11 protein-coding genes are annotated in these 23,522 nt (G+C 36.7%); 8 read left to right on the top strand and 3 right to left on the bottom strand.

Going from position 1 to position 23,522, the window contains the following annotated elements; translation table 11 throughout:
* Positions 1-223 precede the first annotated feature (223 nt).
* Complete coding sequence (locus LKE05_RS12000) at positions 224-4,009, top strand: hypothetical protein (RefSeq protein ID WP_308456995.1); 3,786 nt, start codon at positions 224-226, stop codon at positions 4,007-4,009.
* Positions 4,010-4,473: 464 nt separating this feature from the next.
* A complete protein-coding gene (locus tag LKE05_RS12005; RefSeq protein WP_308456996.1) occupies positions 4,474-10,161 on the top strand; it encodes a glycosyl hydrolase 115 family protein in 5,688 nt (1,895 codons plus the stop codon).
* Between the two features lie 45 nt (positions 10,162-10,206).
* Here LKE05_RS12005 and LKE05_RS12010 read toward each other — a convergent pair whose 3' ends face one another.
* Positions 10,207-11,049, bottom strand: a complete 843-nt coding sequence (locus tag LKE05_RS12010) for an AraC family transcriptional regulator (protein ID WP_308456997.1) — start codon at positions 11,047-11,049, stop codon at positions 10,207-10,209.
* A 202-nt stretch (positions 11,050-11,251) separates the two neighbouring features.
* Here LKE05_RS12010 and uxaC point away from each other — a divergent pair, with 202 nt between their 5' ends.
* The 4 genes from uxaC (at position 11,252) to LKE05_RS12030 (ending at position 16,593) form a co-directional block, all read left to right on the top strand.
* Positions 11,252-12,652 (top strand): glucuronate isomerase, encoded by a 1,401-nt coding sequence (gene uxaC, locus LKE05_RS12015; RefSeq protein ID WP_308456998.1) that lies wholly within the window; start codon positions 11,252-11,254, stop codon positions 12,650-12,652.
* Between the two features lie 160 nt (positions 12,653-12,812).
* The gene (locus LKE05_RS12020) at positions 12,813-15,344 is read left to right on the top strand and encodes a glycyl radical protein (RefSeq protein WP_308456999.1); all 2,532 of its coding nucleotides are present in this window, start codon (positions 12,813-12,815) and stop codon (positions 15,342-15,344) included.
* A 12-nt stretch (positions 15,345-15,356) separates the two neighbouring features.
* Positions 15,357-16,148 carry a glycyl-radical enzyme activating protein gene (locus tag LKE05_RS12025; RefSeq protein ID WP_147514437.1) on the top strand — a complete coding sequence of 264 codons (792 nt, stop codon included), beginning with the start codon at positions 15,357-15,359 and terminating at the stop codon, positions 16,146-16,148.
* Between the two features lies 1 nt (position 16,149).
* Positions 16,150-16,593: a GNAT family N-acetyltransferase gene (locus tag LKE05_RS12030; protein WP_308457000.1), complete on the top strand. Its 444-nt coding sequence runs from the start codon at positions 16,150-16,152 to the stop codon at positions 16,591-16,593.
* 108 nt (positions 16,594-16,701) lie between these two features.
* Here LKE05_RS12030 and nifJ read toward each other — a convergent pair whose 3' ends face one another.
* The gene (nifJ, locus tag LKE05_RS12035; RefSeq protein ID WP_308457001.1) at positions 16,702-20,232 is read right to left on the bottom strand and encodes a pyruvate:ferredoxin (flavodoxin) oxidoreductase; all 3,531 of its coding nucleotides are present in this window, start codon (positions 20,230-20,232) and stop codon (positions 16,702-16,704) included.
* 200 nt (positions 20,233-20,432) lie between these two features.
* Entirely contained in the window at positions 20,433-20,648 is a 216-nt protein-coding gene (locus LKE05_RS12040) for a hypothetical protein (protein ID WP_308457002.1), read from the bottom strand.
* A gap of 255 nt (positions 20,649-20,903) precedes the next feature.
* On the opposite strand from LKE05_RS12040, the gene nrdD reads away from it, so the two are divergent.
* Complete coding sequence (gene nrdD / locus LKE05_RS12045; RefSeq protein WP_308457003.1) at positions 20,904-23,021, top strand: anaerobic ribonucleoside-triphosphate reductase; 2,118 nt, start codon at positions 20,904-20,906, stop codon at positions 23,019-23,021.
* Positions 23,021-23,512 (top strand): anaerobic ribonucleoside-triphosphate reductase activating protein, encoded by a 492-nt coding sequence (nrdG, locus tag LKE05_RS12050; protein ID WP_308457004.1) that lies wholly within the window; start codon positions 23,021-23,023, stop codon positions 23,510-23,512. Before nrdD ends, nrdG begins: the two co-directional genes overlap by 1 nt.
* Positions 23,513-23,522 lie beyond the last annotated feature (10 nt).

The raw sequence follows: 23,522 nt of genomic DNA on the forward strand, positions 1-23,522 counted from the left end.
GAAACAATAATAATTATATAAAAGGAGAATTAAACGATATGAATAATAAATGATATATACAGTTTATTATATAATTGATATGTTTTTTGTTTTGTATTCTACCAAATGACACAAAACATTTTCTATTGTATTATAAAATGTGAAAGTAGACAAAATATTGCATATCTTGATGAATTATGGTATTATATTTTTGAATAATCTTTAATTTGTGGAGGGGAGTATTATGCTAAATCGTATTTCTGCTACAGAACTTGATAATTGGTCAAGAAATAATCCAAGACAAGCTCAAGAAATTTTGCCGGAATTAGTAATTAGACTTGTACTTGCTACATCAGATAAAATAATTCGGCATAATTTTTCGATAGAAAAAGGAATACAATATGCAGGTTATGATGGAGTTCTTGAGTCTGAAGAAAAATCCAACTTTTTTCCGAAAGGAAAATCGGTTTGGGAATGTGGAACTGATGAAAATTTAATACAAAAATTTGATGATGATATTAAAAAAAGAACTCAAAATCCATTGGGTGTTGATATTGTATCCACTACGTTTATATTTGTTACACTGAAATTATGGAATCATAGAAAATCTATCGAAGAAAAAATAAATGAAAGTAAAAGTAAATATCATTGGAGCGATATTCAGATATTTGATGCATCTAAAATGTGTTTATGGATTGAAAAATGTCCGGCTGTTTCAAATTGGATGTTTTCTGTTATGGGAAAAAGTATAAATGGCGTTTATACGGTAGAGCAATTTTGGGAAGAATATGCAACCAGTACAATACCATTTCTAAAAGAAGAGTTTTTCTTGATTGGCAGAGATAAAGAAAAAGAAATAATATCTTCTTGGTTGACAGAAAAAAATGGATGCCATGTTTTGAAAGCAGAATCAGATTTAGAGGCAATAATGTTTTTAATTGCTACAATTTATAATTTTGAAAGTAAGGAAGAAGTGATAAATAGAGCATTAGTAGTTAAAAATACAGAAGCATGGAATAGTCTTATAAAAACACATGATAATAAAACACTATTAATTCCTCTCTTTAATTTAACAGACGAAATTAAAATTCCGAGTTATTTATTTATAATTATTCCAGTAAGTTATTTTTCGCCTATTTCAAAAATTGAGCGTGGTGACAAGAGTGTTTCTCTTATCAAACGGTATAAAAATGATTATCACAAAGCATTAGAAACTCTCGGATTGGATAGTGAAAGAATCAGTCTACTTGAACGTAATACAAAGAGGTCCTTTATATATTTGTATAGAGAAATTACTAATGAGATAAGTAAGAAACAGCCTAGTTGGCTTTCAAAAACAAATGTAGAAATCTTAATTCCGGCGTTGCTTGCAGGTGCGTGGGACGGTGACTTTAAGGGGGATAAAAAGTTAATCGAGCTGCTTAGCGGTGAAAAATATGATATTTATATATCAAAACTGACAGAGTGGATTAATATGGAAGAATCTCCTGTTTTCAGAGTGAGAAATACTTTTCAAATAATTTCTATACCTAATCTATGGATGTTTATGCTTGATAAAGTAACTGAAGAATATATGAGAAGGTTTGAAGAAAGTGCTCTAATTATATTTGGATATGTGTCTCCCAAATTTGAATTAGCTGAAGATGAACAGGCTTTTGGCGAACTGTGGGGAAAGAAATCTGAATATTCATTTTATATAAAAAACGGACTTGCAATTAGTTTAATAATATTCAACGAAAAATGCGAGGAATTAAGTAATATAAATGGCATATCGGCAAAAAACTTTGTATATTCATTGATAAAAAAAATACTTAATAACGTTATGGAGTGGCAACAATGGAGTTCAATTGCACCTCTTTTACCTACTTTTGCTGAAGCAGCTCCGGAGGCGGTGTTAGAAAAAATTGAAAATGAAGTGAAAATTGAAAATAGTCAACTATGGCATTTGTTTACTCCTTCAAAAGATATTTTGCTTGGAAGAAATTATTACACTTATATTCTCTGGACCTTGGAACAATTAGTGTGGTATGATGAATTTGCTGTACGTGCAATATTATTATTAGTAACCATAAATGAAAAAAATTTAGAATATAAAATAGAAAATTCACCGGAAACATCACTCTACGAAATTTTTTGTTTGTGGTGTCCACAGGGATGTTTAAATTCAAAAGATAAAATTGCTCTTTTAAAGAAAATAATTGTAGAATATCCTAAAACAGGATGGACTATTGCTAACTCTATTTTACCGGGGAATAAACAAATCTGTATGAATATCGCAAAACCAAAGTGGCATAGTTTTGAAACTGATTTTGCAACATCTGTTACAATTATCGAATATAATAATACTATTGATAAACTTTTAAATATAATGATAGACAATCTTGATAATAATATTGAACATTGGGAAATTATTATCAGTAAAATCGAATTATTCAAAAAATATTTTGAAAAATTAAATAAGATGTGTGTTGCTTATACAAAGAAGGCATCTAAACAAGATTGTTTGAGATTGTGTGATAAATTAAGAAGTAAAATAAGTCATAACAGGAGATATAGTTATGATGATATGCAAATTCCCAAAGAATATATTTCAAAGTTAGAAGAATTATATAATAAAATACTTCCTGATGAGCTTGACAAGTATAAGTATTTGTTTAAATGGAGTCCTGATATTTTGTCGCCAATTCCATATGATAAAAAAACTTTTGATTATTATAAAGAAACAGAATATTTATTTAATATACGAAAAGAAACTTTAGATAGAATGTTTGAAAAATATTCTTTAGACGAAATTATAGAATTTTGTGGCAATGCTGAAGATGTTAGGGATTTAGCAGTTATTTTGTATAAAAAACTTTTTGAGAGCACTTTGGATTTGGATCTCCTTATGAAATTCAAAAACAAAAATTTAAACTTGTATTCGGAAATTGCAAATGAAATATTCAGGAACATAGGCTTTGATGAAATGATTCGTAAATTGAAAAAAAGTCATCTGTCTGAAGAAGAAAAAGCAAATATCTTATGTCAAACAACAATTTCTGTTGAAAATATAGAAATTATTGATACGCTTAAAGAGAATATAAAAAATTATTATTGGTCATATATAAATGTCTATCTTGTAAAAAGTTTTGAGGAAAGAAATTTGATTGAAAAAGTGACCGCAAAATTGATAGAATACAAGCGCCCATTTTCTGCAATTAAATTATTGTCGCGATCAAAAAATATAAGAACAGAATTGATTATTTTAACGCTTGAAAAAAGTATTGAATTATTTGATAGTGTTGAAAATAATGGAATGACAATAAAACATATAGTGAATTATGACGTGACGGAATTATTCGAAAGAATATATAACGATGAAAATGTGGACACAATGACAGTTGCAAAATTAGAATGCTGGTATTTACCATTGATAAAAGATCGTATCAAACCAAAGTGTATAATCAAGGTATTGACAGAGAATCCGTCGGAATATGTTAATTTAGTTTCAAAAGTGTTTAAAAGTGATAAAGAAATAGAAGAAAATTTGTCAAAGAGGCATGATAAGAAGTATGATTCAGTAACCAATTTATCAAGAGATTTGTTATATCTTTTCAAAGATATACCGGGGTGTAATTGCGAAATTAAATCACAAGAAATTTTTGATACTTGGATTGCCAATGTAAAAAAAGCGGCCGAAGATGCCGGTTATAAAAAAGCAATAGAATTATGTATAGGAAAACTTTTGAGTTATTCTCCTGTAGGTGAAGACGGGATTTTTCCTCATGAAATTGTTAGAAACTATTTTGAAAAAATTTTTATAAAAACGGAAATTGATGAATTTATAATTGGTAAATATAATCAACGAGGAGCGCATGTATTAAGCGGTGGGATAAACGAAAAGAAAATAGGAGATAAGTATAATGAAGATGCAAAAAAACTGCGGATATCTTATCCAAACACTTCACTGATCTTAAGGAGAATGAGCGAAAATTACAATAAAGAGTCGGCATTTGATCGTGATTTAGAACTTAGTGATTTGTGGGAATAAAAATTTATCGGAACTACATTGTTTTGAAAAATTCATTCTTGAATTTTTTTGATAGACATAAACTTTTGAGAGGATTACTATGTGTACATATAGAAGTTTTCTTCGGATTTATAGTTCGAAATGTGAAAGATAGACGTATATATAAGTAATCAGTTAAAAGAGGACAGACTGAATGGTCAATTAACATTTGAAGATGTAAAGTCATTCAAGAAATAAAGCCAAGTTTACTGGCAGCGAGTAACAAACCCTTAGCAAGAGTCAGTCGTACTAACGCACTTTCGTGCGTGGGGATGTGACCGTTGATGAACATCCCATGGCTATGTCAGGGGGATATTTACTTGTGCTTAAAATCACTAAATGATAATATAGTTAAATAAAATCATTAATAAGCGAATATAGTCATAGAAAATATATCTTTATTAATATATAATTAAATTAACAAATATATTATGGAGGAAAGGTATATGAAAAAGTTTATTTCAGCACTTATTGTGACGGCAATGATGATGCCGACAGTCGTACCTATGACGGCATTGGCAGACAATACGGTAAACAATTCCGTATCGGGTTACATTTCTGCCGACACAGGTGTTAAGCTTATCGGAAAAGACAAGCAAGCTAAAATTTATGTTGACAGCAATGATTATGAGAGTGTAATTCGTGCAGTGGGAGATATGAAAGACGATTTATCGGACGTATCGGGGCAGACTGTTACGATTAATGCAGATATTCAGTCAATGTCAGATGAAGTGAAAATTTCTGGTATTAATATTTCATCGGCAAGTATGTCTGTTGACGGTTACAAGTCGCTTACGGAAAACGGCAGAGGCATTATTGCGGTGTACAACACTGACGGAACGATAGAAAAGGTGCTTATATCGGAGGACAGCATAAACAGTACAAACGGAACGGCACATTTTAAAGAACTTCCGAGTTTTGACGGTAAAACGGTAAAAGCATTTGTGTGGAAAACAGAAAATGACAAATTGACTGTTACACCGATTGCAAACAGCTATACATATACCGAAACACCGAAAGCGACTATGCCGGCAGATACCGATTGGAGCGATGCAAATATTATAGTCGGTACACTCGGAAACAGTAAGGCGATAGATTCACTTGCGGAAATGGGAGCGATTGACGTTTCAGAAATAAAAGATAAATGGGAAAGTTTTACCGTTCAAGAAAACGGCGGTAATCTTATTATTGCTGGTTCGGATAAACGCGGTACGATTTACGGCATATATGATTTCTGTGAAAAAATCGGTGTGTCACCATGGAAATGGTGGGCGGACGTAAAGCCCGAAAAAGCGGACGAATTATATATCAATCTTCCTAAAGAGGGATATACGGAAGATGAGCCGAGTGTTCAGTATCGAGGAATTTTCCTAAATGATGAATACAATTTAAACCAATGGTCAACCTCAATGGGTGACGGAAATATGAATAAGGAAACGTATGAAAAGATATACGAGCTTATTCTTCGTTTAAAGGCTAACACTCTATGGCCTGCGATGCACCAGTATTCAAACGCATTCCATTTGGACGCCGAAAATGCGGTGCTTGCCGATAAATACGGTATAGTTATGGGATCCTCACACGCTGAGCCACTTTTGAGAAATAACCTTGGTGAACTTTATCCGTATCAGCAACAATGGCTTGCGGATCACCCTGACAAAAAGCTGTACATCAATACAAAGGACGACAGCGGCAGATCGGTTTCATATATGTGGACTGATCATGACGGTGACGGTAATGCGGTTGATAATAAGGAGTTTTTGGCTGATTACTGGCGTGACAGTGTAAAGACAAACGGCAGTTACGAAAATATCTATACACTTGGTATGCGTGGTGTTCATGACGGTTCATTCTCAACAAATATGGACACAACAACCGCATTAAACGAAATTATTGCGACACAAAGAAAAATTCTTGAAGAAGAACTTTGCACAGACGGTCGTAAAATCGAGGATATACCTCAAATATTCATTCCGTATAAAGACGTACAAGCGATATACAACACAGGAGCGTTAAAAATTCCCGATGATGTAACAATTATGTGGACAGATGACAACTACGGATATGTACGTCAAAATGCGGACGATGCGGAACGTGCAAGAGCAGGTAAAACAGGTATCTACTATCATATTTCTTATTACGGTTATCCTACGAGTTATCTGTGGCTTTCAAGCACACAGCCGGGACTTATTCGTGAAGAACTTAAAAAGTCATATGATATGGGTGCAAATAAGGTTTGGATATTAAACGTAGGTGACTTGAAACCGGCTGAAAAAGAAATTGAATACTTTGCCGATTTGGCTAAAAACGTATGGTCAACATCAAATACAGAAATATCTTCAATATATGAGCAGAACGCAAAACGTGATTTTAATATGAATGAAACGGACGCAAAAGAATATGCTGATATAATGGATAAGTATTATGAAATTGCAAACGCAAAGCGACCTGAATTTTTAAGAACAGGTGATTTCTCGATGACTGCATACGGTGATGAGGGTGAAAGATATATAAACGAATATAAAGATATTTGCGCAAGAGCGGAAAAGCTATACGAAAAACTTCCGACAGATAAGCAAGCGTCATTCTTTGAACTTGCATTGTACCCTATACGTACCGCAACAAATATGGCTATCGACTATGTACAGACCGACAGAGCAAATCTGTATGTAAGCCAAAACAGAGGTGCGGCGGCTAATAAGTATGCTGAAGAAGCTGATAATGCGGTTAAGCAAATCAATACGGATATGGCTTATTACAACTCTATGCTGGACGGCAAGTGGAATAACATTATGAATAACAATCCGTCAAAATTGCAAGGTTGTGACGCGCATATAACAACAGAACTTAACGCACCGAAAGTATCATCGCTTGATTATACCGAACTTGCGGTAATGACCGATTCACAGACTGATTATTCGGATAATCCGACTATGACAGTTTCAACTTATGATACATATGATAAATTTATTGACGTAATTAACAAAGGTTACGGCGGACTTGACTATGAAATTACGTCAGACTCAAATGCACTTGTATTTGACAAGACAAGCGGAAAGTCATACGGCAGTGACAGAGTGCATATAAGTGTTGATAAATCAAAGGCGGCAGACGGAGTAAGCAATGCAACGGTTACCGTTGAGCAAAAAATAGGTGATAATGTTGTTGATACAAAGCAGATTGCCGTAACAATCGAAAATCCGACAGAACAAATTTCTGAAAAAACATATGTTGAGGCAGGCGGCGTTGTTTCGATAGAAGCTGAACACTACACAGATAAATTTGATGTAAACGGCTATGAATGGAAAGAAGAGAAAGACTTCGGCAGAAGCGGAAACACAATGAAAGCTTATCCTGAAACAGCCTCAAATGCAAAGGAAAGTGATTTGACCAATTCAGCGGCATATATGGAGTACAAGGTTTACTTCACAAATGCAGGTTCATACACATTGGACGTTTATCGTATGCCTACTCTCAATGAACGCGGAACTATGCGTTTGGCGGTAGCGACAGATGACGGTACTCCTATCGTGTTAAGCGGGACTAATAAATACAGCGGAAGCAGAAGCAAGACGGACGCATGGTCAAAAGGCGTATTATGCAACAGTGAAAAGCTTACAACAAAGATTAATGTTTCTGAGGCGGGGTATCATACTGTAAGAGTGTACAATGTGTCAACAGGCGTAGTCATAGACAAAATGGTGCTTTCTAAGAATAATATAAATTCGTATTTCGGCGCACCTGAAAGCTACAACACAACATATAACACAACAAAAGAAACATCAACCGTAACGGAAGATACGGAAGTCAGCGGTATTGACAAGACATATGAGCCAAAGGCAGTTGTAGGTAATGTGTCAGTGGAAAATAATACTGTAAAGACTGTTGATTTAATCGGCTTAACCGAAAATACACAAAATGCGGTTGTATTTACTGTCGGCTATGATAAGGACGGCAATGCGGTATCAACAGCTATGAATAAAGCTGAAATAAACGGCAAAACAACGGTAAATGTCAATTTGGCTTTGGCAGATAATACAACAGCATATGCGATATATGTAGTAGATAATTTAACCGATATGCAGCCGATTGCACCGTTTAAAACGTTCGGTAAGATTAAGTCAGAGGCAGAGGACAACTATATAACTCTAAAAACAGATTTCAGTTCTTTATACGGTAAAAAGTCTGTTGTATTGGCAGCTGATTGCGAAATATCGGAGGATATTACGGCGGATAATATTAAGTATGTATACGGCGAAACACTTGACAGTGACAGCTACAAATACATTCCGTGGAACGAAGAAGAAGGAAAATACTATATTCGTGTCGGAGTGGATAAGGACAGTACTTATGATGAAACAAAGAATACTGTAAAAAATATAACTCCTGATACTCAAGGCGAAGAAACACAAGTAAGCCTGTGGAAATTTGATACCGACTTAAACGATACTAACGGTGCAAATGCGTTTACATTGACAGGTGATACGGTAAACAATAACGGTCAGATTTTGATGAACAATTCAACAAAAGGTACTTCAACGGGAAGTGCGTCAATGCAGTATGCAAACCCTGTAGTAACTTCACAAGGCGAAACATTGACGGTTGAATTTGATATTACATTCGGTAAGCACAACGGTAAAACAATGTCATACAGCCTTACAGACGCAAACGGTAAAGCAATCGTATCAACACAAATTTGTGCATATGATTTATCCGGTAATACGAATGTTAAAATAGGCGGTAATGATGTTCTTGATGATTATTCAAAATTGTCGGTGGCAATATCAAGAGGAAATAACAGTTCATCATCAAATAAACCGACTCACTTTAAAAATGTAATTGATTTCGGTTCAAATAAGGCATATGTAACCGTATCATATGACGGCGGACAGACTGCTGAATTTACAGGAAAAATCGGCGACAGCACAGGAAGTATTGGCGGTATAAATTTCAGCTCAAGTCATGGATATACCGACAGATCGTGTATTGTTGATAATGTAAGCATCGGCAAAGTCAGCGGACCGCAGTATAAAATGACATTCGGTGCGGTTGATTCGAAGAGTGAGGAAAGTGTTGACGCGAATATTGTTGTTAAAGACGGTATAAGCGGTGCAGTGCTTACACCTAATTCAAACGGTGAATATTTGCTTTGCGAGGGTGATTATTTAATCAGTGCAACAGCAGACGGCTACCGTGACGCAGGACAAAAACTTGAACTTTCACAGGCAACCGAATCGAAAAATATCACTGTACCAATGGTTTCTGTAATGGATTTAACAAAGGCGGATATTGCGATTGAATTTAAAGACAATCAAGGTAATGATATTATGGAAAGCGTAACGGAAACAGGCGATTTCTATGTCGGAGATAAGTATACCGTTTCTGCTGATTACCGTAAAGACCAAGTTGCTAAACGTGACGGTAAGGTGTACACATATAAGTATAATGCCGAAAAGTCGGTATATACTGAAGATAAACTTGAGGAGAATAACATATTTACTCTTGTATATGATGTAGGTGGCGAATATGATTTCTATGCTGATTTTGAAAATTATACTATTGATGACAGTGTGTTGACATACGGCGGCGGAAGTCCTAAATTGACTGTTGCAAAGGATAATGAAAACAGTTATTTAAGCTATGCGTCAACGGGTTCGACGGTAGGTGTATGGCAGAAACTTGATACTATAGATTGTACAAATAAAACGGTTACGGTAAATGCCGATATTAAATTTGCACCAAAGGGAACTGCGGGTAACAGTCAATTCTCAATCGGCGATACATCTCCGAAATTTGACAGTAATAACGTGAATTACGGCTTTGTAAACAAAAGTAAAAAATATAACGGACATATAATTGCGGTTGAATACAATTCCGGAAGTACATTGTTTGTAAACGGTCAAACAGTGTCAAGCGATTTTGTCGGTTCATGGATACACCTAAATGCTGAAATTAATTTCGCTACAAAGAAGATTAATGTGACTTTGAAAAATGATAACGACATAACAGCCGAACTTAGTGATTTGGATTTCTACAGTTCAAATGATATAACGAAAATAGGCTCATTCTACTTTAGAGCCGCAAAGTCTAACGGAACGGTAGGTCTTGATAATCTTACAATGGTTTGTGAATAAAATGGTTATAACATGAAATCAGGTCGGTACAATACCGACCTGATTTTATATATTTGAGTGCTTTTTCTTAAATTGTTCGGGGGACATATCGGTGTATTTTTTAAACACACGATAAAAAGTGGTATAGTCACTGAAACCGCATTTATAAAAAATATTCATTGCATTTTCGCCTGCAAGCAACAGATTTTTTGCCATCATAACGCGACGCATATTTATATAAACGGATATTGTAAGACCTGTTTCGCTTTTAAAAAGACGGCTGATATATGACTTATTTAAAAACGTATGTTCCGCAATATCATCAATATTCAAATTGTGTGTGAAATTTTGTTCAATGTAGTTTTGGATTTCTTTGATATGCTTGTTTTTAGAGGAAGTGTCGTTTACAAGAAATTCTTTTTTAAGAATTTCACTAAGCTTCACGACAAGTTGTGCGGCATATGTGGAAACCATAAAATCAGTATCAGCTGTTGGATTTGCCGAGTAATGTTCAACGCCTTTGAAAATATCTCCGAGATTGTATTTATTGAATATTTCGGACGGTATTCTGTTGTTTGTTCCGAATTTTCGGGCATTTAAAGTGTCTAAAATATGAGGATTCATTGATGAAACAAAGCTGCTGTGTATCTGCAAAAACTGACGATGATAAACGCTGTTTTTCGGAAAAGTAATAAAGTGAAATTCGTTTGGATTGGTGATTAATAAATCGCCCGAAGAAATTTTGTATTCCGTTCCTTCAACGTTGTAAAGCGCATTGCCCTCAATCAGTTGCAAAAATTCATAATATATGTGCATATGATTGCCGAGAATTGGTCCTTCGGACATACCTGTTCTGTAAGTATATGTATAAGATTTGTCATACATAACGCGTCGTATCGTCTTTTCCAATCAAACTCACCTCAAAATAATTTTAGCATAATTTTTGTGTACGGTCAATTCAAAAATGAGTTGCGTTTGTATGAAAATGTGATATAATAAATGTTAAGCAAGATTTGTAAGATTTGAGCTGAATTAAAGCAAAATATATGTGGCTCAAATTCTGTTTTGAGTATATAATAAGAATATAAAATAATACTGTGAGGTAATGGTAATGAAAAAGTTTATGGACGATAATTTTATGTTGAATAATGAAACGGCGGCAAAGCTGTTTAATGACTATGCAAAGGATATGCCGATTTTTGATTATCACTGTCATTTAAGCCCTCAAATGATGTATGAGGACAAGCCGTTTGAAAATATTACTCAGATTTTCTTGGGCGGTGACCATTATAAGTGGAGATATATGCGTTCAAACGGTATTGACGAGAGTTACATAACCGGTGACAAGAGCGACTATGATAAATTTAAAGCGTTCTGTGGTTGCCTGCAGTATGCGATAGGCAATCCACTTTATCATTGGACACACCTTGAATTAAAGAGATATTTTAATGTTGATGAAGTTGTCACGGCGGAAAATTGCGATACAATATGGGAAAAGTGCAACAAGGTTATAAAAGAAACAAAAATGAGCCCGTCAACACTTATAAATCAATCAAATGTTGCGGTACTTTGCACAACCGATGACCCTATTGATTCGCTTGAATATCACAAATTAATTGCCGAAAAGGGACATATAAAAGCAAAAGTTTTACCTGCGTTTAGACCTGACAGATTAATTAATATCGAAAAGACCGATTTTACGGATTATATCAAAGCACTTGGAAACGTATGCGGTATGAACATAAAAAATTATGACGAACTTATAACTGCAGTCAATGAAAGAATTGATTATTTTCATAATGCAGGTTGTCGTATAAGCGACCATGCTCTTGACGGTGTACCGTTTAACAGAGATTATAGTGCAGACGATGTTTTTGTAAAGAAAATGAACGGTGAAAATTTAAGTGCCGATGAAATAAATGCATTTAAGTGTGAAACACTTATAAGACTTGCGAAAAAGTACAGTGAACTTGATTGGGCAATGCAGTTACATATCGGTGCTTTGAGAAACAATAATTCTGCTATGTTCAAAAAACTCGGCGCAGATGTCGGTTTTGACTCAATCGCAGATTATGAAATTGCGGCAGACCTTTCGACTTTGCTTGACGCAATGGAATGTAACGACGGACTGCCGAAAACGATTCTTTATACATTAAATCCAAAGGATAATTATGTTCTTGCGACAATGCTAGGTAACTTCCAATCAGCCGAAACGGCAGGAAAAATGCAGTTTGGTTCGGCATGGTGGTTTAATGACCAACGTGACGGAATGGTTGAACAAATGAAAGCACTTGCAAATTTGGGTGCATTTAATAAGTTTGTAGGTATGCTTACTGATTCGAGAAGTTTTCTTTCATACACACGTCACGAATATTTCAGACGTATTCTTTGCAATATGCTTGGTGAGTGGGTTGAAAACGGCGAATTTCCGGATGATTTTGATACACTTGGAAAGATAGTTGAGGATATTTGCTTTAACAATGCAAAAAGATATTTTAATGTTGAAATGTAATTGTAAACAGATAAAATCGTTATTACGATTTTGTCTGTTTTTTTGTTGCATATAGTTATTAATTTAACGGTCTTTAACTATTAAAAAGTATTGAAAATGTAATAAATATGTGATATAATTATAGTAAATTGATATTACTATAATTAAGTGAGGGAAGAGTATGAGAACCTTTAATACAACAAACATTCCTATGACTGATAGAATTAAAAAGCTAAAGGAAGAATTGTATCGCAAAATGCCTGAAATCGAAGTAGACAGAGCGGTACTTATTACGGAAAGTTATCAGCAGACTGAACAACTTCCGACTGTAAAGAGAAGAGCTTTGGCTTTTGAACATATACTTAACAATATTCCTATTACAATCAGAGATAACGAACTTATTGTCGGAAGTTCGACAAAAGCACCGAGGAGCTGTCAGGTGTTCCCTGAGTTTTCGTATGAATGGCTTGAAAGCGAGCTTGATACTATCGAATTTCGTGAGGCGGATCCATTCCATATTTCAGAGGAAAACAAGGCTGTACTTAGAAAGATTTTTCCTTATTGGAAGAACAAGACAAACAGCGATTTAGCACTTTCATATATGGCGCCTGAGGCTGCTGCGGCGATTGAACACAACATTTTTACACCGGGTAACTATTTCTATAACGGTATCGGACACGTTACAGTTGACTACGGTAAAGTTATGAGAATAGGTTACAAGGGGATTATTGCGGAAGTTCAGGAAGAATTGAATAAGTGCAACGTGTATGATGCTGATTATGCCAAAAGACACGAATTTCTTGAATCAATTATAATTTCATGTAATGCGGTTATAAATTATGCAAGACGTTACGCAAATCTTGCTTATGAAATGGCTCAAAAGTGTACAAATCCGACAAGGAAACAAGAATTGCTTGTAATTGCAAACAACTGTGCAAACGTGCCTGAAAATCCTGCAAGAAACTTCTATGAGGCTTGTCAGACATTTTGGTTTATACAGATGTTACTTCAAATTGAATCAAGCGGTCACTCAATTTCTGCCGGACGTTTTGACCAATATTTGTATCCGTATTATAAGAACAGCATTGACAACGGTTCGCTTACACGCGAATTTGCACAGGAAATACTTGACTGTATTTGGGTTAAGTTTAACGACCTTAATAAAGCAAGGGATGAGGCATCGTCATACGGCTTTGCCGGATACAGCTTGTTCCAAAATTTGACGGCGGGCGGACAAAACGCTGAAGGAATTGACGCAACAAATGACTTGTCATTCCTATGTATTCAAGCGTCAATGCACACTCAATTACCTGCTCCGTCATTCTCGGTCAGAATATGGAACGGCACGCCAAATGAATTCTTGATTAAATGTGCAGAGCTTACAAGAACGGGTGTAGGCTTGCCTGCGTACTACAACGATGAAGTCATCATTCCTGCACTTATGAGCAGAGGTGTTACTCTTGCAGATGCAAGGGAATACGGCATTATCGGTTGTGTTGAACCGCAGAAACCGTTTAAGACAGACGGTTGGCATGACGCGGCATTCTTTAATATGTGTCGTCCGCTTGAACTTGTGTTCTCAAACGGTGTTGATAAGGGTGCTCAAATCAGTATCAAGACAGGTAATGTTGAAGATATGACGACATTTGAAGAATTCTACAACGCATATAAAGCACAGGAAACTTATATGATTGGTCTTATGGTTAATGCTATTAATGCGATAGATACCGCACATTCGGAAAGAGTTCCTCTACCGTTCCTGTCATGTATGGTTGAAGATTGTGTTAAAGAGGGTAAGACTGTACAAGAGGGCGGTGCTCATTATAACTTCACAGGTCCGCAAGGCTTCGGTATTGCGAATATGGCAGACGGACTTTGGGCAGTTAAGACTCTTGTATTTGATGAAAAGAAAGTCACAATGGCGGAACTTAAAGACACACTTATCCATAATTACGGACAAGGTTTAAGTCCTAAGGCGGCTAAAAATGCGACTCAAGAAGTTGTTATAAATCTTGCTAAAGCAGGCAAGAGCGTTAATGAAAGCCAAGTTGCCGATATTTGCAGAATGTTCCTTACAGGTGAACAGGATCCGACAAAGAGAAAGCGTTATGAAGAAATACTTGATATGATAAATGAACTTCCGAAGTACGGAAACGACATTGAAGAAATTGACATGTTAGCCCGTGATGTGGCTAATATATACGCAAAAGAACTTGAAAAACATAAAAATCCTCGCGGAGGTATGTTCCAGGCAGGATTGTATCCTGTATCGGCTAACGTTCCTCTTGGTGAGCAGACAGGTGCGACACCTGACGGCAGACTTGCCAATACACCGATTGCGGACGGTGTAGGTCCAAGACAGGGCGCTGATACAAAAGGTCCTACGGCTGCGGCAAACTCAGTTGCAAAACTTGAACATGGCAGAGCATCAAACGGTACACTTTACAATCAGAAGTTCCACCCGTCGGCATTGAGCGGAAATGCAGGACTTCAGAACTTTGCGTCATACATAAGAGCATTCTTTGACCAAAAGGGAATGCATATGCAGTTTAATGTTGTAAGTAAGGAAACACTTCTTGACGCACAAAAACATCCGGAAAATTATAAATCACTTGTAGTTCGTGTTGCAGGTTACAGTGCTTTGTTTACATCACTTTCAAAGGCACTTCAGGACGATATTATCAGCAGAACAGAACAAGCATTTAACGCATAAGGAATAATTAATATGGAAAATTATATGAAAGCGAAAGGCAGAATATTTGACATACAGAAATATTCTATCCACGACGGACCCGGAATACGAACAATAGTATTCCTAAAGGGTTGTGCTTTGCGTTGCAGATGGTGTTGTAATCCTGAATCACAGGAATTTGATATACAGACCATGATGTTTGAGGGCAAAGAAAAAGTTATGGGATATGATGTGACTGTTGAAGATGTTATGCCGGCTATTTTACAGGATACATTTTATTATAACCGCAGCGGCGGCGGTGTGACTTTGTCAGGCGGTGAAGCTCTGTTGCAACCGAATTTCGGACCGCATCTTTTACACGCCTGTAAGGATTACGGTATAAATACTGCTATCGAAACAACGGGCTTTGCACGTTGGGAGTTTATAGAAAAGTATTTGCCGTATCTTGATTATGTGCTTATGGATATTAAGCATATGAACAGTGCAAAGCACAAGGAATTTACCACTCAGCCCAATGAACTTATTCACGAAAACGCAAAAAGAATTGCGGAGTCGGGAATGGTTGATTTGACAATAAGAGTGCCTGTTATACCGACATTTAACGCAACACCGGAAGAAATTTATGACATTGCAATGTTTGCTGCAAGTTTGAAAGGTGTTAAGAAACTTCATTTACTTCCATACCACAGACTCGGACAAGGCAAATATGACGGATTGGGTAGAGAATACAAACTTGACGGAATTGATTTAATTCCTAACGAGTATATGCAAGAACTTCTTGAAGTTGCTAAAAAATCGGGACTTGAATGTCAGATAGGCGGTTAAAATGAAAATTGAAATAATGAATGAAAATCACAGAGATAAAGTGCTTGAATTATCAAAAGCATTTTATTGCAGTGATGCACTTGATCACGAAGTGCCTATGAATATTATCGAAACAAATATTGATGCGGCAATAAGTGGAGATAAAGGCTTAATTGGTTTTGTATTTTGTGAAGATAATGAGGTTGTCGGATTTTCTTACGTGACGACTTATTATGAAACTGAAGTAGGCGGTATATGCGTACAGATTATTGATTTGTATGTAAATGAAAATGCTCGTGGAAAAGGTGTGGCGACACAGTATTTTAATTATTTATTCGACAAATACAGTGGTGCAAAGCGTTTCAGACTTGAAGTCGTTAAAGATAATGTAAAAGCAATATCGCTGTATAAGAAAATGGGATTTACAGACGTATCATACGGACAAATGAAAATTGATAAGATATAAAAAATAACGCTGTTTATCAGCGTTATTTTTTTGTATTCCTGTTTGGTAATGTTATAGCAATAAAAAATGGTTGGTTCAAAATGAACCAACCATTTATAATATTTAAAATTATTCGCCTTGAGCAAGCTTAACAAGATGTGCATACTTTTCTTCTGCATTCTTCTTAGCCTTTGCAAATAGTTCCTTAGCTCTTTCAGGGTTTGAACGAGCAAGTGAATTATAACGAACTTCACCCATGATGAAGTCTTCATAATCCATTGTAGGAGCTTTTGAGTCAAGCTGGAACGGATTTTTGCCGTCCAAAGCAAGTCTTGGGTCAAATCTGAACAAGTGCCAGTAACCTGCGTCAACGGCTTTCTTTTCTTCTGTTTGAGCAATACTCATACCGCCCTTGATACCATGATTGATACATGGAGCATAAGCGATGATTAGAGAAGGACCGTGATAGCTTTCAGCCTCAAGCAGAGCTTTAAGAAGTTGAGCTTGGTTAGCACCTTGAGCAACTTGTGCAACGTATACATAACCGTAACTCATAGCGATAGCTGCAAGGTCTTTCTTCTTAACTTCCTTACCTGCGGCAGCAAATTGAGCAATAGCACCTGTCGGTGTAGCTTTTGATGACTGACCGCCTGTATTTGAATAAACTTCTGTATCGAATACAAGAATGTTTACATCTTCACCTGATGCAAGTACGTGGTCAACACCGCCGAAACCGATGTCATAAGCCCAACCGTCACCACCGAATATCCAGCAAGATTTCTTTGATAGGTATTCTTTATCGGCAAGTACGTCCTTAGCCTCTTTAGAATTGATATTAGCAATAGCCTTTAGAAGTTCGTCAGTAGCAACCTTGTTTGCGGCAGCGTCATTCTTTGTTTCAATGAACTTGTCAACAACAGGCTTAACATCTGCATTTTCTTCAGCTATCTTTTCAAGCTTAGCGATGTTTGTATTTCTCAATGTATCTTGAGCGATGAACATACCAAGACCGTATTCGGCGTTATCCTCAAATAATGAGTTAGCCCAAGCAGGACCGTGGCCGTTTACGTCTATTGTGTATGGTGTAGATGGTGAAGAACCACCCCAAATTGATGAACAACCTGTAGCATTTGCAATGTACATTCTGTCACCGAATAGCTGTGTAACAAGTTTTGCGTATGGTGTTTCACCACAACCTGCACAAGCACCTGAGAATTCAAGGTAAGGCTTTCTGAATTGGCTGCCTTTAACTGTTGAAATCTTGAACTTGTCAAGAACTTCCTGCTTTTCTGCAAGCTGAACAAGGTAATCATACTTTTCCTGTTCCTTAGCTGTTTCATCATCGAATGATGTCATAACAAGGGCAGGGGCTTTTTTGCCGGCATTGTTTACAGGGCAAACATTAGCACAGCTTCCGCAACCTGTACAGTCATAAACTGAAATAGCCATAGCATAGTAATAGCCGTCAAGCTGCATTGCATTTTGGTATCTGATACCCTCAGGAGCATTGTCAAGCTCTTCTTTTGTAAGAATTACAGGACGGATACAAGCGTGAGGACATACATATGAACAGTTACCGCATTCGATACAAGTTTCGTTATTCCAAACAGGAACGTCGATAGCAATACCTCTCTTTTCAAATGCTGATGAACCAAGAGGAACTTCACCTGTCTGATAAGCCTCGAATGTAGAAACAGGTAATTGCATACCTCTGAATTGGTTGATAGGAACAAGTACATCGTTTACATAGTCGATTAGCTTGCCTTCACCGTCATGCTTAACTGAAAGATCTTCGCTTTGAGCGTTCTTCCAGCTTTCAGGAACTTCAACCTTAACGATTTGCTGAGCACCGGCATCAATAGCGTCGTGATTCATCTTAACGATTGCGTCACCCTTCTTTGAATATGATGCAGTTGCGGCGTCCTTCATATACTTAATAGCGTCTTCTTCAGGAAGAATCTTTGAAAGTTTAAAGAATGCTGATTGAAGAACAGTATTAATTCTGTTGCCAAGACCGATTTCCTTACCAATCTTAACACCGTCGATTGTATAGAATTGAATATTGTTGTCAGCGATATACTTCTTAACCTGACCAGGAAGATGTTCTTCAAGTTCTTCTGTATTCCATGAACAGTTAAGTAGGAATACACCGCCCGGCTTAACGTCCTCAACCATATTGTATTGTCTGATATATGATGCCTTGTGACAAGCAACAAAGTCAGCCTTGTTGATTAGATATGTTGAAGTAATCTTAGCATTACCAAAACGTAAGTGAGATACTGTAAGACCGCCCGACTTCTTAGAGTCATAGTCAAAGTAAGCTTGTACGTTCATATCTGTGTGGTCACCGATAATCTTAACAGAGTTCTTGTTAGCACCGACTGTACCGTCTGCACCAAGACCCCAGAACTTACAGCTTGTGATACCTGCCGGAGTTGTGTCAGGGTTTTCATCAAGAGCAAGTGATAGGTTAGTAACATCATCGTTGATACCGATTGTAAATCTCTTCTTTTCTGTGTTTTTGAATACGGCAATGATTTGAGCAGGAGTTGTATCCTTTGAACCAAGACCGTAACGACCTGTGTATACAGGAACATTGGCAAATTCTGTGTCACGAAGTGCCGCAACAACATCAAGATATAGAGGTTCACCGATTGAACCCGGTTCTTTTGTTCTGTCAAGAACAGAAATCTTCTTAACTGTTGAAGGAATAGCTGCAACCAAGTGCTTAACACTGAAAGGTCTGTAAAGTCTAACCTTAACAAGACCAACCTTGCGGCCGTTTGCGTTTAGGTAATCAACAGTTTCCGAGATTGTATCACAGACACTGCCCATAGCGATAATAACTTCATCAGCGTCTTCTGCACCGTAGTAGTTGAATAGCTTATAATCGCTGCCGATTTTTTCGTTTACTTTATTCATGTATTCTTCAACAACTTCAGGAATTGCATCGTAAGCTTTGTTAGAAGCCTCTTTAGCCTGGAAGAATACGTCAGGGTTTTGAGCTGTACCTCTCTGAGCAGGATGTTCAGGATTTAGTGACTTACGTCTGAAGTCGTTTAGTGCATCCCAATCAAGCATATCTGCAAGATCCGAATAATCCCAACAAGCCACCTTTTGATATTCGTGAGAAGTTCTGAAACCGTCAAAGAAATGAATGAACGGAATTTTACCCTTTATTGTTGATAGGTGAGCAACTGCACCAAGGTCCATTGCTTCTTGCGGATTAGTTGACGCAAGCATAGCAAAACCTGTCTGACGACAAGCCATAACGTCCTGATGATCGCCGAATATTGAAAGTGCATGTGATGCCAAAGCTCTTGCCGATACGTTAAATACGCAAGGAAGTTGTTCACCTGCAATCTTGTACATATTAGGAATCATAAGTAAAAGACCTTGTGATGCTGTATAAGTTGTTGTAAGAGCACCTGCTGTAAGTGAACCGTGAACTGCACCTGCGGCACCGGCCTCAGACTGCATTTCAACCACTCTTACAGTACGTCCGAAAATGTTTTTCTGTCCGGCAGCTGACCATTTGTCGGTTACTTCTGCCATTGTAGATGATGGTGTGATAGGATAGATAGCGGCAACATCTGTAAACGCATATGATGCGTAAGCTGCTGCGTTGTTACCATCCATGGTTTTCATTTTTCTAGCCATCGGAATTAATTCCTCCTCTTTTTTCTCTTATAAAGAGAGAAAACTCCCTTTAATGTGTATTAGTTATATATACATATATATATAATATCACTTTTGAAACTCAAAATCAAGGGCGGAACACAATATTTTGTGTTAAATATGAATATTTTTCTAAAAACAGGGGAGTATATAGATTTTAAAATAAAAAACCAAAGCATTTTTTATGCTTTGGTCATTTTCAAACGAAGTCTTTTTTCTTTTTCGATAAAACTGTTAAACAGATAATAGCATTTATCGGACATTTGCGTAAGTTTCTTTGTGGAAATATTTTTTCCGTTCTTTAAACGTTTTTTGACGGCACAATCAAAACGATATTTATAAAAGTCAACATACAGTGAAAAAAAGAAAAGATGTATTGAATTAAACAGTATTTTCATATAATACCTCCCGAAGTTAATAGTTATAGTATTTTCAAAATTAAATAAGTTAACCATGTAATATTTGCGTTGAAGTACAGAATTTGGCTTACCTATCGGAAGGTAAATGATTGTAATATTACTGTAATAAAGCAGTAATGGACGTGTAATTGAAAAAATAGATATAGGGTGCTATAATTAGAAATCAGTTAGTCAAACACAATATATTGTGGTTTGAAATGAGTGGGATACGATATTTGAGGGAGTAATTTAGTTATGAAAGTAGTAAAAAAGGACAATACAAAAGAGCCTTTTAACGTGCAAAAGGTCGTTATTGCGGTAAATAAATCAGCCTTTCGTGCATTGGTAAAATTTACGGATGAGGAGATTGACTTTATATGTCGTTTCGTTCAGGACGAGGCGAGAAAAATGGGTAAGGAAGAAATTGAAATCTCCGAAATGCACAACATTGTAGAGGGTGCGCTTGAAAGAGTTAATCCGAAAGTTGCGAAAAGTTATCGTGATTACAGAAATTACAAACAGGACTTCGTACAAATGCTTGATGAAGTTTATAAGAAAAGTCAGTCGATTATGTATATCGGTGACAAGGAAAATTCAAATACTGACAGTGCGCTTGTTTCGACAAAGAGAAGTCTTATATTTAATCAACTTAATAAAGAACTTTACAAGAAGTTTTTCCTTACAACAGAAGAACTTCAGGCGTGTCGTGACGGATATATTTACATACACGATATGTCGGCAAGACGTGATACAATGAACTGCTGTCTTTTTGATGTGCAAAGCGTTTTGCAGGGCGGCTTTGAAATGGGGAATCTTTGGTATAACGAACCGAAAACTCTTGACGTTGCATTTGATGTTATAGGCGATATTGTTTTGTCTGCGGCAAGCCAGCAGTACGGAGGCTTTACAGTTCCGTCGGCAGACCTTATTTTAGAGCCGTATGCGGAAAAGTCATATAAATATTATATAGAAAAATATAAGAATATCGGACTTGACGAAGAAAAATCAAAAGAAATCGCAATACAAGATATTCAAAGAGATTTTGAACAGGGTTTCCAAGGTTGGGAATATAAATTCAATTCGGTATCATCAAGCCGCGGCGATTATCCGTTTATAACCGTTACTATCGGTACTGGTACGGGACGTTTTGCAAAGATGGCGTCAAAGACTATGCTTGAAGTCAGAAAGAACGGACAAGGCAAAAAAGGACACAAAAAGCCTGTTTTGTTCCCTAAAGTAGTGTTCTTGTATGATGAAAAACTTCACGGTGAGGGCGGTCCTTTGGAAGATGTTTTTGAGGCGGGAATTGACTGTTCTTCAAAGACAATGTACCCTGATTGGCTAAGCCTTTCGGGTGAGGGATATATTGCGTCAATGTATAAAAAATACGGTAAAATCGTTTCACCTATGGGCTGTCGTGCGTTCTTGTCACCTTGGTACGAAAAGGGCGGTATGAAACCGGCTGATGAAAATGACGTGCCTGTATTTGTAGGAAGATTTAATATAGGTGCTGTGTCGCTTCATTTACCTATGATTTTGGCAAAGGCTCAACAGGAAAATAAACCGTTTTTTGACGTGCTTGATTATTACTTAAACCTAATCAGACAACTTCACTTGCGTACATATGACTATCTTGGCGAAATGCGTGCGTCTACAAATCCGCTTGCATATTGTGAGGGCGGTTTCTACGGCGGTCATCTTGGAATACATGATAAAATAAAGCCTATTTTAAAGACTGCAACAGCGTCATTCGGTATTACGGCACTTAATGAATTGCAACAGCTTTATAATAAGCGTTCACTTGTCGAAGACGGTGAATTTGCAATCAGAACACTTGAACATATTAATGACAAAGTAAATCAATTCAAGGCTGAGGACGGAAAACTTTATGCCATATACGGTACACCTGCCGAGTCGCTTTGCGGACTTCAGGTTACACAATTCAGAAAGAAGTACGGCGTAATCGAAAACGTATCCGACAGAGAATATGTCTCAAACAGTTTTCATTGTCACGTTACGGAGGATATTACTCCGATTCAAAAACAAGACCTTGAAAAACGTTTTTGGGAGCTTTCAAACGGCGGTAAAATTCAGTATGTAAAATACCCTATAAGCTATAACAGAGAGGCTATAAAAACTCTTGTAAGACGAGCAATGGATATGGGATTTTATGAGGGTGTAAACTTGTCGCTTGCGTATTGTGACGACTGCGGATATGAAGAACTTGAAATGGACGTGTGTCCGAAGTGCGGAAGTAAGAATCTTACTAAAATCGAAAGAATGAACGGTTACTTGTCATATTCGAGAGTTAAGGGCGATACAAGACTTAACAATGCAAAAATGGCAGAAATCGCAGAAAGGAAAAGTATGTAATGCGTTATCATAATATAACAAAAGATGATATGCTTAACGGTGACGGACTTCGTGTTGTACTGTGGGTTGCCGGTTGTGAACATCATTGCCCGAATTGTCAAAATCCCGTAACGTGGGATATAAACGGCGGTTTGGAATTTGATGAGGCTGCAAAGAAAGAGATTTTTGATGAACTTGAAAAAAATTATGTTTCCGGTATAACATTCAGCGGCGGAGATCCTCTTCATACACAAAATCGAAAAGACGTCGGAGCACTTATTGAAGAAATTAAAGAAAAATTCCCGAATAAAACCATTTGGATTTACAGCGGTTATGATTGGCAGGAAGTAAAAGATTTGCCGTGTATGAAATATGTTGACGTAATGGTGGACGGTGAATTTGTGGACGGTCTGAAAGATAATAAGCTTTTGTGGCGGGGAAGTACAAACCAAAAAGTTATAGACGTACAGAAAAGCCTTGAAATAGATAAGGTTGTTCTTGCGGTTAAGTAAAGGAGTTAAT

The organism is Hominilimicola fabiformis, from assembly GCF_020687385.1.
In the GTDB taxonomy this organism is placed as follows: Bacteria; Bacillota; Clostridia; order UBA1381; family UBA1381; genus Hominilimicola; species Hominilimicola fabiformis.